Origin of the sequence: uncultured Ellagibacter sp., assembly GCF_934617235.1 — a bacterium.
In the GTDB taxonomy this organism is placed as follows: Bacteria; Actinomycetota; Coriobacteriia; order Coriobacteriales; family Eggerthellaceae; genus Ellagibacter.
This window is the reverse complement of record NZ_CAKTTZ010000055.1, coordinates 1-13,869: the sequence shown is the minus strand read 5'-3', so window position 1 is coordinate 13,869 and position 13,869 is coordinate 1. Positions and strand designations below refer to the sequence as shown.

The 13,869-nt window shown below is 61.3% G+C and carries 11 protein-coding genes; 4 read left to right on the top strand and 7 right to left on the bottom strand.

The features are described 5' to 3' along the window. Nucleotides 1-148: 148 nt before the first annotated feature. Nucleotides 149-823: a YigZ family protein gene (locus Q0G85_RS09340; RefSeq protein WP_297157189.1), complete on the bottom strand. Its 675-nt coding sequence runs from the start codon at nucleotides 821-823 to the stop codon at nucleotides 149-151. 129 nt (nucleotides 824-952) lie between these two features. Here Q0G85_RS09340 and Q0G85_RS09335 point away from each other — a divergent pair, with 129 nt between their 5' ends. Continuing rightward, a complete protein-coding gene (locus Q0G85_RS09335) occupies nucleotides 953-1,513 on the top strand; it encodes a carbonic anhydrase (RefSeq protein ID WP_297157186.1) in 561 nt (186 codons plus the stop codon). A 135-nt stretch (nucleotides 1,514-1,648) separates the two neighbouring features. Here the strand turns inward: Q0G85_RS09335 and Q0G85_RS09330 are convergent, their stop codons facing one another. After that, the gene (locus tag Q0G85_RS09330) at nucleotides 1,649-2,443 is read right to left on the bottom strand and encodes an SDR family oxidoreductase (RefSeq protein WP_297157183.1); all 795 of its coding nucleotides are present in this window, start codon (nucleotides 2,441-2,443) and stop codon (nucleotides 1,649-1,651) included. Between the two features lie 886 nt (nucleotides 2,444-3,329). Here Q0G85_RS09330 and Q0G85_RS09325 point away from each other — a divergent pair. Beyond that, a complete protein-coding gene (locus Q0G85_RS09325; protein ID WP_297157180.1) occupies nucleotides 3,330-3,749 on the top strand; it encodes a hypothetical protein in 420 nt (139 codons plus the stop codon). 608 nt (nucleotides 3,750-4,357) lie between these two features. Here Q0G85_RS09325 and Q0G85_RS09320 read toward each other — a convergent pair. After that, nucleotides 4,358-5,677, bottom strand: coding sequence for an NCS2 family permease (locus Q0G85_RS09320; RefSeq protein WP_297157179.1), 1,320 nt, complete (start codon nucleotides 5,675-5,677; stop codon nucleotides 4,358-4,360). A 112-nt stretch (nucleotides 5,678-5,789) separates the two neighbouring features. Then, nucleotides 5,790-7,682: a hypothetical protein gene (locus Q0G85_RS09315; RefSeq protein ID WP_297157177.1), complete on the bottom strand. Its 1,893-nt coding sequence runs from the start codon at nucleotides 7,680-7,682 to the stop codon at nucleotides 5,790-5,792. Nucleotides 7,683-7,798: 116 nt separating this feature from the next. Here Q0G85_RS09315 and Q0G85_RS09310 point away from each other — a divergent pair, with 116 nt between their 5' ends. Continuing rightward, nucleotides 7,799-8,707 carry a ChbG/HpnK family deacetylase gene (locus Q0G85_RS09310; RefSeq protein WP_297157174.1) on the top strand — a complete coding sequence of 303 codons (909 nt, stop codon included), beginning with the start codon at nucleotides 7,799-7,801 and terminating at the stop codon, nucleotides 8,705-8,707. A 34-nt stretch (nucleotides 8,708-8,741) separates the two neighbouring features. Here the strand turns inward: Q0G85_RS09310 and Q0G85_RS09305 are convergent, their stop codons facing one another. From Q0G85_RS09305 to Q0G85_RS09295, 3 genes are all read right to left on the bottom strand, one after another. Beyond that, complete coding sequence (locus Q0G85_RS09305; protein WP_297157171.1) at nucleotides 8,742-10,577, bottom strand: ABC-F family ATP-binding cassette domain-containing protein; 1,836 nt, start codon at nucleotides 10,575-10,577, stop codon at nucleotides 8,742-8,744. A 192-nt stretch (nucleotides 10,578-10,769) separates the two neighbouring features. Continuing rightward, on the bottom strand, nucleotides 10,770-11,522 hold the full coding sequence (locus Q0G85_RS09300; RefSeq protein WP_297157168.1) for a hypothetical protein: 753 nt from the start codon (nucleotides 11,520-11,522) through the stop codon (nucleotides 10,770-10,772). Nucleotides 11,523-11,805: 283 nt separating this feature from the next. Then, entirely contained in the window at nucleotides 11,806-13,179 is a 1,374-nt protein-coding gene (locus tag Q0G85_RS09295) for a DHA2 family efflux MFS transporter permease subunit (protein WP_297157166.1), read from the bottom strand. 230 nt (nucleotides 13,180-13,409) lie between these two features. Here Q0G85_RS09295 and Q0G85_RS09290 point away from each other — a divergent pair. Further along, the coding region (locus Q0G85_RS09290; protein ID WP_297157163.1) for a helix-turn-helix domain-containing protein at nucleotides 13,410-13,869 on the top strand (460 nt) is incomplete at its 3' end.

Here is a 13,869-nt window from a genome sequence, read left to right as displayed (position 1 = left end):
GAGCACCACAAGCCCCACGCCCTTAAGCCGCGCTTGCTGCTGCAGCGTCACGAGGCGCTCGACAAGCGAGTCATGTCTTTCCTTGTAGGTATCCTTATCGATATCCGGTTGTTTCAGATTGACCTGGTCAAGCATGGAATACCTCTTTTCACGTAAGGGACGCCGCAGCGTCGGGGGCCGAAGAATCGGCTTGCCCGGGCACAGCGAAGGGCGCATCGTAGGGGTCGCTCTCGTTAATCGGGCACTGCCCGCGCACAAGCTCGGTGAGCGCCACCTTGAAAGGTTCCTGCGTACCGTCGAGCATGCGGAACGTGATGGCGACCTGCGCCGCGAAATCGGTGTCAAGAGCCTGGGCGCCATGCTGGTTGGCAAGACGTTGTGCCTGTTCGTAAAGGGAATACGGAATCTCGATGAGCACGTCGACGCACTTCGAGACGCACATGATGTCCGCAGCAGCGATGCCCGCCTGCGTCGCCTGCGTGTAAGCGCGCACAAGCCCGCCCGTACCGAGCAGAATGCCCCCGAAATACCGCGTGACGACCACCGCGACATCGGTCAGGCCCGCATGCTGGATAGCCTCGAGCGTCGGCATGCCCGCCGTCTTCTGGGGTTCGCCGTCGTCGGAGTAGCGCACGCGGCCGTTCTCGCGCAGCACGTAGGCGTACACGTTATGGCGCGCCATGCGATGCTCGGTGCGGATCTCGTCGAGAAACGCAAGCGCCTCTTCCTCGGTTTCGACATGCTGAACAGTGGCGATGAAGCGGCTCTTCTTCTCGACGATTTCGGCGCGAGCACGGCCCTGGGTTGTGTGGTACGAGGTCATGCGGCTCCTTTCGCCTTCTTCATCTTTGGGATTACTCAGCCGCGTTCCATCATAGCGCATGCGCGCAAACGGGCTGACGCGGGGCCCAGACGATGCTAAACTGTCACCCATCAAGAGAAAGGGCGGAAAATGGCCGAGAAATCGACGATCGATCAGATTCTGGAGCACAATGCGCACTTCGTGGAAAAGCGCGAATACGAGCAGTTCAAGACCGACAAATACCCCGACAAGAAGCTCGCCGTCGTCTCGTGCATGGACACGCGCCTGACCGCGCTTCTCATGGCGGCGCTCGGGCTTAAAAACGGCGACGCAAAGATCATCAAGGTCGCAGGCGCCGAGGTTTCCCACCCCTTTGGCAGCGTTATGCGCTCGCTGCTGATCGCCGTATGCGAACTTGGCGTCGAAGACATCATGATCGTCGCGCACACGAACTGCGGCGCGCAGCACATGAGCGGCGAGGGCATGGTTTCCGACATGCTGTGCCTGGGCGTGAGCGCCGACCACATCAAGATGGCGCACCACTGCGGAATCGACTTCGACAAGTGGCTCGCGGGATTCGGGGACACCGAGGAGGCGGTGCGCAAAAGCGTCGACGTGGTGCGCAACCACCCCGTCATGCCGCCGCACGTGCGCGTTGCCGGCTTCATCATGGATTCCGAAACCGGCGAGCTCATTCGCGTTGCGGACTAGCCTTTTGTCAAGAGCGCCGGCGCCTCGCAGGCGGACGACCAACGCAGCACCCGGCGTGCCTTCCCCCTTCGGTGTTTCAGGCGAGCGGGATTTCGCCCCTTGCCTTACGGGAAAGGCACGCCGGGTTCGCGGACCCTATTTCTTCTTGCGCGGGCGTTGGAGTGCTGCCGCCGTTTTCGCCACGCAGGCACGCGGAACGAGACGCGTCGCGAACACGATCGTCTTCGCAAGCGCACCTGGGATGCAGAGCGCCTTGTTGCGGCAAAGCGCGTTGAAGCCCTCGCTCGCGACGAAGGGGGCGTCGAGCGCGACACGCGAAATCGGGGTATGCGCCGCGTCGGCATTTTCCCAAAACGCCGTGCGCACAGGACCTGGGCACAATGCACTCACATGCACGCCAGTGCGACGAAGTTCATCGTGGATGGCCTGGGAAAACGACTGGACGAACGCCTTTGAAGCGTAGTAGGTCGCCATTCCCGGGCCGGGCATGAAGCCCGCCACAGACGCGACGTTTAAGATGCCGCCGCATTTGCGCTCGGCCATGCCGGGTGCGAACTCGCCCGTAAGCTCGACGAGCGCAAGGTCGTTTGTCAGGATAAGTTCTCGTTGGCGAGCCATGTCGCTTTCCACGAAGCGCGCATCGTAGCCGAAGCCCGCGTTGTTCACGAGCACATCGACGACAAGCCCCATTTCGCGCACGCGGGCGGAAACCTTCGCCGCCGCGCCCACTTCTGCAAGGTCGCATACGATGACGTGGGCCTTTATGTTGTGCTCGAATTCCAGCTGCGCCGCCGCGCCGACGAGGCGCTCCTCATTGCGCCCGACAAGAATCACATCCATCCCGCGCGCCGCGCACTGCCGCGCAAGCTCGAATCCCAAACCGCCTGCGCCCCCTGTGACGAGCGCCGTTTTCCAATCCTTGGTCCCCATGGCTCACAACCTTTCAGTCCGTCGCGTTTGCGGCCTTCGGCAATGTAGCATCATTGTATGACGCGTAAGGCGAACGCGAGAATAGGTTTCACCACATCTGAGGAATAAAACCTCTTACGAAGCGAGCGCGGCATCGAGGAAAACGCGCAAGAACCGTCCGAACCGCGGTGTAGTTGCAGCCGAAACGACGACAGGTTTTGCGGAAAAGCTGCCAGATAGTCGCTCCTTGCTTGCCGGATTTCGGCGAGACCCTGGTCAATCATCTGCCAGAATCGCATGCTACGCTCTCTGCATGGCGATTCTTCTCTCACATACCTCGGCTCTTGAGTTTTGGCGCAGCCCCGAAGGCCGTCTTTGGCGACGCAATCCGCAAGGCGGACGTCCTTTCAGCATGCGTCCTAACGCCAAAACGAGAAAAGAGCCAATCGCCTTCGAAAGCGAAGGTGCCCACACGCTCTATTCCCCTTCTCGAAAGGATGCCCGGGATGCACTCGACACGCCCTACCTCGGGCTATCGAAGCCGATTCACATCCTTGTTCCAGACCGAAATCGAAGATCCCATTCGAAGCTCGTAAGATCCCACGCCCAGACGACGCCGCTCCCCGCAAGGCATATCGTCGAAGTCTCCCCCGGGGTATTCGCCGTAACGCCCGAACTTTGCTTTGCCCAGCTGTGCTCCGAGCTACCGACGACGAAGCTTCTCGCAATAGGATTCGAGCTCTGCGGGACATACCGGATAAATCCGCTCGATCAAATCGGGTTTTCTCGGGCGGAGGCGCTTTGCACGCCTGCAGACATCGAGAAGGTCGCCCAGTCTATCGCCACGAGGGGAGCTCGTCGAGCAGAGCGATTGGCGAAATACCTGATAAGCGGCAGCGCCTCCCCCATGGAAACGGCACTCGCGTTGATCCTCACCCTCCCCGTTCGCTATGGAGGCTACGGCATCCCTCAGCCCATAATGAACATGCTTGTGCCCGTCAAGGCAGGTCAAGGGCGTGGCGTTGACAAACACTACTACCGATGCGACCTTGCGTGGCCGAAAAAAGGAGTAGCGGTGGAGTACGACAGCGACGCCTTCCATACCGGATCGGACCGAATCGCCACAGATGCCAAGCGCCGCAACTCCTTAAGCTACCTTGGATATCACGTTATCACGGTCGGGCGCCAGCAGATGAAAAGCGGGGAGGCGCTCAATATGGTTGCAGTGCAGATAGCCAAGCAGCTTGGGGTTCGCCTTCGTCCGCGCTCCCAAAACTGGGCTGATTCGAGGAAACGGCTCCGCGAAGAGCTGCTTTCTCCGCTTTAGTGGTAGGCGGAGCTGGGAAGGCGCGTGGCTGACGGAGCCAGGAAGACGAGTGGCTGGTAGAGCAAGCGCCTTTCGGGAGCAGAGAAGCCAGTTGGTGGTCAACTGGACGAGTTATGCGACGTTTTTTCGCCCGATTTGCCCCTTCACGACGACTTGGAGCATCCTCTGAAAACAAAAGCCCAGGTCAGCGAAAAGCAAGTTGGATTATTCCGAAAAATGATAGCGCATAACTCTTCCAATTGACCACCAACTAGGGGGTCTGCCCCCAGAGGTGGGAGTAGGGCGACGAAAACGCAACATGTGCCAGGGCGCCGGGGCTGCGAGCAGGGCCGGGGCACCGGGGCTGCGAGCAGGGCCGGATCGCAGGTGGCGCCGAGGCGCGGACGGGCATCGGGATACAAGGCAGAGGCGAGACGCAAGGCGGGTTGCAGGGCGTGGGCAGGACCAGGGCACAAGGCGAACCGGGTCGTCGAGCTGCGGGCGGGACCGCAGCGCAAGGCGAGCCGGGACGCCGGAAAACAAAGGGCCTCGCCGTCGAACTGAACTGTCCCCAGGAATAGGAAGCTGGTCCGACGAGCGAGGCCCTTCGAATGTAGCGAGCGAAACGGCTAGCTTAAGATGAACATAGCTAAAAACGCGATGGCGGCCACCCACATGAGGGGCTTGACCTCGCGCGCCTTGCCGGTGACCAGCATGATCACGCAGTAGGAGATGAAGCCGAAGCCGATACCGTTGGTGATCGAGTAGGTCATCGGGATGCCCATGATAGTCGCAAACGCGGGGAATGCGAACTCAATGCGCGTCCAATCGATGTTGATCACATCGGAGAGCATCAAGTAACCGACGACGACAAGCGCACCGCAGGTCGCGGAGCTCGACACCATACCGATGATGGGCGATGCGAACGCGAAGATCACGAACAGGATGCCAACCACCAGGTTCGAGAGGCCCGTGCGCGCACCTGCGGCAGCGCCCGAAGTGGACTCCACGAAGCTCGTAATCGAGCTTGCACCGACGAGACCGCCAACTGCAGCAGCGGCGGAGTCGACCATGAGGATCGGCTGGATATCCTTCACATCGCCGTCCTCGTCGACGAAATCAGCCTGCTCGCCAACGGCGACAACCGTGCCCATGGTGTCGAAGAAGTCGCTCATGAGCAGGGAGAACACAAACAACAGCAGCGCGGGCTGCAAGAAAACCTGCGCGATTGCCATCGTGTCGGTGCCGGGAATCGTCTGGAACGGCGCCGCGAACGCCGAGAAGTCGAGTCCGAAGCTCCACGACGAGGGAAGCGGGGTGACGCCCAAGGGAATGCCCGCGATAGTGGCGACGATGATGGAGATGAGCAGGCCGCCCTTCACGTTGAGGACCTGGAGCACCACGGCAACCGCGATCGCGATAAGCGACACGATAGCAACCGGCGTCGACAGATCGCCAAGCCCTAAGATGGTCGACTCGTTGGCAACGATGATGCCGCCGCCCTTAAGGCCGATGAATGCGATAAACAAGCCAATGCCAATGCCGATTGCATGGCGCAAGCTCACAGGAATCGCGTCCATAACCGCCTTACGCAAGCCGCAGGCAACCAGGATAAGGATCACGATGCCTTCCAAAAAGACGATGGCCATCGCCACGCGCCAGTCGACGGCGGCGCCGCCAAGGCAGAGCGTGTATGCCACGATCGCATTGATGCCCATACCGGATGCAAGAGCGATCGGCCGGTTCGCGATAAGGCCCATCGCGATAGTCATGATTGCCGCGCCGAAGCACGTCGCCGTGAGCGCCGCATCGAACGGGACACCCGCAACCATCAGCATGTTCGGGTTCACTGCGATGATGTAGGCCATCGCGAGAAACGTCGTCAAGCCGCCGATGATCTCGTTTCCGATCGTGCTCTTGCGCTCCGAAATCTTAAAAAACGAGTCCACTTTCCTCCCTTTCCCGAATGCCCCGAGCGCGCTTACTCGAACCTGCTCGAACCCAAGGCGTTTGACAATGCCCCGATTCTAGCACGCTAAAGCACACACGAGCGTCAGCACCCTAATCCTTATCGACGACTGCAACGGTAAACCAGGCGCGTTCGTAGGGACGGTAGCGGGTGCCCGATTCCCGCAGCTCGAACCCATCGCGCTTCGAGAGATCCTCAACGTCGCGCGACATGACGCCGCTTTGAGTCTGCCCCAGAACGACAATCGGGCCGTGGTACCCGTCGAGAATCTCCTCCCACGAGTTCTTGCAGGTGAGCGTAGGCGCGTAGGCCTCATAAGCCAGATTCCAGTTACCCTTTTGCCAATCCATGTACGTTTGGGAAATGCCGGGATAGGCGAGCGACGTCAGGCTGATATAGCCGATGTCGGACGAAACGACAAGCGGAGCCTTCCCGCCGTTTTCCTCGGTCACGCGATCGATTGTCTGGCGCACCTCGTCGAGCGCCTCCTGGTTGTCGGAGCTGTAAAAGTCGCCGACAAGCAGCGTCATGTTGAGGACGGATACAGAAAGAAGGATGGCGCACGCCGCACCGACGAGCACACGCGAGCGGATGCGGGAAAGGAGCATCACCGCCGCGAAAAGAAGCGGGCCAATCGCCACCCCGAGGTAGCGGTAGTACACGATAAGCGAGTCCATCAAGATGGAAGCCGAGAAGGAAATCGCGAAAACACCCAGGTAGATTACGAGCGCGCAGAGAATCGGCATGACCGAGTCACCCGTAGCCCAAAGGGCAAATCGCCGGGGGCGCGAAATGCGCTGGGCCTGGGGGTTTTCGGGCTCGGAGGCGAAATTCGCAGGAAGCTCACCACCCTCGACGGGGGCATTCGCAAAACGTTCGCCACCTTCGCCCGCAGCGCCTACGGCGGCCCGCTCCCCGAAGTCCTCGCCGACCGCAGCCTTCCCCGTCGCGACACACTTGTCGTCTTCCAAGCGTTCACCTGCGAGAACACGGGATTTCACCAAGCGGAAAATCACCCAGGCAACCCATGTGCAAAGCCATGCTAACGTCGCTGCCACAAGCACCCGCCCCACCGTCTGCGCCACAGCGCCGTAGCTCCCCTCCAGCGCGAAATGCACGAAACTCGTCCGCACGGGATACGTCGCGAACTCGATGTAGGTGACGGGAAACACCATGTTCGCCCAGTACGTGTTCGACACGACGCCCGTCTGACGCACGAGCACCATAAGCCACGGCGTGTAAAGCGCAACCTGGATGACGGCGCTCGCCACGAGTGTCCCCAAAGCCGCCGCGCCGCGTCGACGGACGGCTCGATTGATGCAGAAGATGAGCAACAGCACGTTCACCATGAACGCGGACATTGCGCCGAAGTAGTGTAGGTATGCGCTGGCCAGGCTCGATACGGCGAAAATGACCCACCACGAAAGCGGTGCACCCGCGAGAAGCCTCCTACCCTGCGCGAGCTTCTGCACGCAGGCCGCAGAGCCCTCGCTTGCAGGTTCGCGCAGCGCGCACGCGATACGCCACGCGGTAAGCGCGCACAGCATGACGGAGAAGGTGGCCCACGAATACATGCGGATCTCGGTTGCCATAATGGCAGTATAGGGAATGAACAGGACGAATGCGGTGAACAGCACGCCGGGTTTCCAGCCGAAATCTCGGCGTATATGGGTATAGCCAAGGCTTGCGAGGGCAACTGACCCTAAAACCGTGAACAGGCGATATACAAGGATGTTCTGCCCGAAAACCAGATTGAGGGCATGCAGCGCCCAGTAGAAGAGCACCGGGTGCACATCGCCAGATCCGATGCGCCAAATCTCGGAGAACGAGTGGTTCGCTACGGCAACCGAATAGCTCTCGTCGAACCAGATGTAGCCATGGAAGGCCCCCACGAGCACAAACGCCGTACCCAAGGCGAGAATGGCAAGATGGAACCAACGAGAAGAAAGCACCCCCCGCGCTCCTGCTCCGCTCGCACGCTTCATGAACCCTCCCGAACAATCGATCCCCAACAATGCGCCTGCATGAGAGTACTATTATTTCGTTTGCCTAGCTTGTCTTCAAAAAGATAGCGTTTTGAAGACAAACACCGCGCACGAACATGAAGGGGAGGCTTGTGGCGCTCATCATTCACGCAGACGACTTCGGGATTACCGTCGAACAATCGAAGGCCATTCTTGAACTTTCGGATGCATGCGGCGGTCGTGGAGCACTTTCGAGCATGAGCATGTTCGCGAACAGCCCCGCATTCGAAGAGTGCGCCGAGCTCGTTCGCCCCTTCGTCAACGCGGGGAAGATGAAACTTGGATTGCACCTCAACATCGTGGAAGGGCATCCCGTTTCCAACCCCGACGACGTGCCGCTGCTGGTAAACGAACGCGGTACTTTCTCCCATTCGTTTATGGGGTACCTGTCGGCGTCCACACTCCACGCCACCGACCGCGACGGCATTCGCGAACAGCTTGCCCGCGAATTCAGCGAGCAGATCAAGCGCTACCTCGAGGCCTTCCCCGACCAGCGGTGCAGTCTCCGCGTCGATACGCACCAGCACACGCACATGGTGCCCCTCGTGCACGACGCTCTCCTGGCCGCTTGCCGCCGCACCGACTGCCTGGTCACGACTGCGCGCCTTCCCGTGGAGCCGATCGGCCCGCATCTTAAAAGCCCGCGTCGTATCGCTGCGATTTCGCCTGTCAACCTCGTGAAAGACGCGCTGCTCGCCCTTCTCGCCCCGCACTGTCGCAAGGATTTGGAGGGGGGAAGCCACGTTGCCGATTTTTCCGGCATCGTGCTTTCGGGGCGCATGCAGAAAACCACACCCGACTTGATTGCCGACATGGAAGCGCGAGCTGCCGAGCGCGGTCGCGATCTTGAAGTGCTTTTCCACCCGATCAGCGTGCCGATCGAACAGTGCCTTGATCCGGAGAATCTGCCTTTTGCGCAAGCGTGCGCTTCGCCTAACCGCGACGCGGAAGCGAAGTTGATCGCAAGCCTTTCCTCGCGCGCGTAGGGTTGGTTGCGAGGGGGCCGCGCCCCAAAAGCGGTTACTCGCCGAGGGCTTCCGCAGCTTCCATCCACTCTTCTTCGAGCGCTTCGATCTGCGCCTCGATTTCCTTGATTTCCTTCTGCATATCGCCGAGCTTCACGTAATCGGACGGATCGACTTCGGTCATCGCCTGATGGATGCCCTCGATCTTACCGTGCAACGTGTCCATCTTGCGTTCGGCCGACGCCATCGTTTTCCGAAGCGCGCGGATTTCGCCGCCCGAAAGCTTCGACGCCACACCCACCGCCTGCTCTCCCGTCGACGCCGAAGATTGCTTAGGAGCGTTCGCCTTCCCACTTGATGCGGAAACTACGCCGCCACGCTCGTCGGTGGTGCGCCCCACAAGTTCCAGATACTCGTCAACACCGCGCGGCAGATGACGAATCTTCCCGTTGATCAGCGCATATTGATTGTCAGTTACGCGCTCCATGAGATAGCGGTCGTGCGTGACCAAAAGCAGCGTGCCGGGCCACCCGTCGAGCAGATCTTCCACCTGCGCGAGCATGTCGGTGTCCAGATCGTTGCCCGGCTCGTCCAAGATGAGCACGTTCGGTTCGTCGAGCAGGATGAGCATGAGCGCAAGGCGACGCTTTTGCCCGCCCGACAAATCGCACACCGGCTCGTTCAAGTCGTCGCGCGTGAACCCGAGGCGCTCGAGCAGCTGCGCAGGTGTGGCTTCCTTGCCGTCGAGCATAACGCGGCGCGAATAGCGGCCGATAACCTCGCGCACGCGATCGCTTCCCAGTTTCACCAGGCCATCGAGGTGCTGCGACAGCACGGCGAACTTCACCGTCTTGCCGATCTTCACACGTCCCGCACTCGGAGCGAGCGCACCCTCGATCACCTTCAGAAGCGTGGTCTTGCCCGCGCCGTTTTCGCCAACGATACCGAAGCGGTCACCAGGTCCGATAATCCACGACACATCGTCGAGCACGGTTTTCTCGCCAAGGCGCACGGTCACGTCGGTTAAATCGACCACCTGCTTGCCCAAGCGCGCAACCGCCATCCGCTTGAGCTCGAGCGTATTGCGCAGCGGCGGCACGTCGGCAATCAGCTCGCGGGCGGCGTCGATGCGGAACTTCGGTTTGGTCGAACGCGCCTGCGCGCCACGGGCAAGCCACGCGAGCTCACGACGCAGCTGGTTCTGGCGGCGCTGCTCGGCCACCTGAGCTTGGCGATCGCGCTCGACGCGTTGCTGGATATACGCAGAGAAGCCGCCCTCGAACGGGTCGATCTTACGGTCGTGCACTTCCCACATCGAGAGGCAAACCTCATCGAGGAACCAGCGATCGTGCGTGACCACCAAAAGCGCGCCCGTCCCGTGCTTCCAGCGCGCCTTCAGATGGTGCGCGAGCCAGGTGATGCCGCGCATGTCCAAATGGTTGGTGGGCTCGTCGAGCATGAGCACATCCCAGTCGCCGATGAGCAGGCGAGCCAGATCAACCCGGCGGCGCTGCCCGCCCGACAGGTCGCCCACGCGTCCCTGCCAGGGGATATCGGCCGCAAGCCCCGAGATGATGTCACGGATACGGGCGTCTCCCGCCCATTCGTATTCGGGGGTATCGCCCACCACGGCATGTTCCACCGTGTCGTCGTCAAAGAGCGTATCCGCCTGCCCAAGAACACCCACGCGAACGCCGCGCGTGCGAATCACGCGGCCCTCATCAGGCTCGATGATGCCTGCAAGCAAAGAAAGCAGCGTGGACTTCCCGTCGCCGTTCTTTCCGACGACACCGATACGGTCGCCCTCGTCAAGCCCGAGGGAGACTTCCTCGAACACCGTTTTCGTGGGGAACTCGACCCGCGCCTTCTCACAACCAAGCAGAAACGCCATACCATTCGTCCTTCGTTCGCGGAGCGCCACGCGAGACGCCCCGCCGCATTCGATTTGCACGCGGTCTCGCCCGCCGTGCGTTTTTCCATCATGAGAGGATACCGCATGCAGGCAAGATTCCCAAATGAAAGGGCGCCCACGTGAGGCGCCCTTAAACGAAATTCCCTTGCGCTTCAGCCGTTTCGGCGCGCGCTACTTCCTGAGGTAGCAGCCAACGACGCCGTCGCCCCAGTCGAGCTTGACCACCTTGTCGCCGTCGTAATAGAAGTTGTAGATGAAGTCGCCGCCGTCAGCGTTCTCGTAATCGAAAGACTTGAAATAGATGGTGATACGATCGACCGCCGTCACCTCCCATTTTTCGAAATTGCTGCACTTAGGACCAGCGTCGACCGTGCCATCGGCGTTCAGCGTGAAGTAGTTGTTCTCGGGGTCGTCCTTGTCGGCCCAAGAAGTGTCCGCGACCAGCTTCTCGTACTTGGCAACATCGCCGTCACCGCGGATGTACCACGTCTCGGTCACGTAGTCGTAGCAGGTCATCACGTCGTTGAACACGATGTCGTAATCGCGGTCAGCGGTCTTTTCGGGACGCAGATGCTTGTCCTCGACCTTCGCGCTGCCGGGCTCGGTGATCGTGCCGTCGGCGTCGACGAACACGGCCTGGGGATAATAGAAGTTCTCGAAGTACAGGCCGCCCTTCGACTTGTCGCCGTCCACGTACCACATATCGTTCGTCCCGCTCGGCTCGCCGTAGTCGTTCGGGCCGCCCGTCTCGATCATTCGAGGATGCACGTTCGCGGCGGGCTCCTTCTTCGCCGCCGCGCCACCACCGTCGTTTCCGCCACAGCCCGCGAGGGAAAACGTGAGCACCGCCGCGCAACACGCGACAACCAAAACCGCCAGGGCCTTCGATCTGTGCCAACCGATATGTCGTCGAGTGACTTTCATGGGGTTCCTTTCCGCAGGGGCCATCCTTCTTTATAAAGCATCTGCGAAAAGAGGCCTCACATGAAGCACCCGAAGGCCCAATTATGCGAACGTCCCTCCCCTGCAAGTCCAAAGCCTTAGGGAACGCGGGTGGCGGAGCGGGAAAGCGCCGCGGGGAGAATCACCTGACCAACCGCCTGGCAGCGACGGCGACTGGGGCGTGCGCAACCCGCGAACAAGGGGAGTGGCGAAGGGCAGCCTGCACATGCAACTCCCCCCAGCGCAGGGACAGCGCGCGACCCGCCTAGCGCACTTTCGCGATCGCCACGACGAGCACGCAAGCCGCAAGCACAGCCGAGATGCCGAACGCCGCCTGGTAAGCGAGCGCCAAGCTTATCGCGCCCGATTGGGCAACAACGGAAAGCGACGTGATCGCAAGCACCATAATCGCCGTGCCGAGCGACGCGCATGCCTGGCGCACCGCCGCGAAAAACGCGCTCGCATCCATCATGATTCCCCGCGGAAGCCCGCTCATGCCCCACGAGTTCAAGGGCCCGATAAGCGCGCTCACTCCCATGCCGCGAACCGTCTGCAAGAGCGTCGTCATCCAAAGCGGCGCGTTCTCGTCCATGAACGCCATGGACACGGCGCCCACTGCGAGAAGCACCGCCGCGACGAGCACCACCGGCCGCGCGCCCACCTTGTCGGAGAGGATGCCCGCAAGAGGATTCACCACCACAGCGAGAATGGTCGCGGGGATGAACACGAGTCCGGCCTCGACCGCGCTTCCTCCGCAGAGCCCCTGCACGTACAACGGCACGATCAGCGTGATTCCCATGAACGACGCGAACAGGCAATTCTGCGCGATGAAGCTTATGCGGAAATGGGACGACTCGAAGATACGCATGCTGATGAGCGGATGCTCGATGCGCTTTTGGCGTTCCACAAAAAGCACGAGGCACACCACGCCCACGAGCGCCGGCACCCATACAAGCGGGCTTTGCGCGCCCAAACTCGCCGCGTTCGAGAAGGCGAGCAGAAGGCCACCGAAGCCGAGCGCGGAATACAGGAAGGACACACCTTCGAACCGAGCGTCGCGCATGGGGGCGTCTTCGCGCTCAATCAGGGAAAACGCGGCGAAAATCAAAAGGATGACGATAGCGATGAACAGCCAGAAGAAACTGCGCCAGCCCCACGAATCGACAAGCGCGCCGCCGATGAGCGGGCCGATGTTCGGGGCGAACCCCATAGCGATGCCCGCGATGCCCATCGCCGTGCCGTTTTGCCCTTTGGGAAAGCGCGTCATCGCGATCGACTGCAGGACGGGAAGCGTGATGCCCGCACCGACGGCCTGCAACACGCGCCCGAAGACGAGCACCTCAAACGTTGGGGCGAGCACATCGACGACGCCGCCGGCAAGAAACAGCCCCAGCGCCAGGAAAACAACATTGCGAAGGGAAAGCCGCTGCGACAAAAACGTCACAGCCGGAACGGTGATGCCGAGCACGAGCATGTAGATCGTCGTGAGCCACTGCCCGACGCTCGCGCCTACTCCGAAGTCGACCTCCACCCCGCCGAGCATGGAATTCATCACCGTCTGGGTAAGCGAACCGAGCGCGCACGCCAAAACGACGATTGCGAAGAGTGCGTACGTGCGCCCTTTTTCGGACAACGACATGATGGCCCCACTTCCTGTGCTCCGGGGCGCTACGCACCTATCTCACCGCTTAAGTAGGAACGTTTCGCGTCGGAGCCCCGCCCGACGCGCAAGCAGCGCCCATTATACCCTTCGATCCGAAGGAGGACAGACCGCGGCCTGAGCGGCGGCAGGAAAGGGGCAAGAAAAGGCCCAACTCCCCTCTTGAACTGCCTCCCATTTCTTGGACACGAGAAATGGGAGGTTTTCTTATGCGCACGGACCTCAGGGTGAAGCACGGTGTCGAGACGAGGAGGCTGGCGGCTGAGCTCTTCGCGGATGGCTTAGGGCGCGCGGCGGCCGCAAAAAGGCTGTCCGTCCCGGAAGCGGCCGTGAGAAAATGGCAGCAGGTATACCGCGCGTTCGGAAGCGAGGTGCTGCTGACCATGGACGGCAAGCAGGCCAGGTACACATACGAGCAGAAGGTCGCCGCTGCGAGGGCCGTCGTCGAAGACGGCATGACGAGGCCTGCGGCGATGGCCGAGTTCGGCATCATGTCGATGGCGCCGCTCGACCGATGGTGCAGGCTCTACCGCGAGGGCGGCGCGGAGGCGCTGCGGCCCAAGCCGAAGGGCAGGCCCAAGGGCTCGAAGGCGAAGCCGCGCGAGCTCACCCGCGAGCAGGAGCTCGAGGAGCGCTGCCGCAGGCTCGAGGCAGAGGTCGCCTACCTAA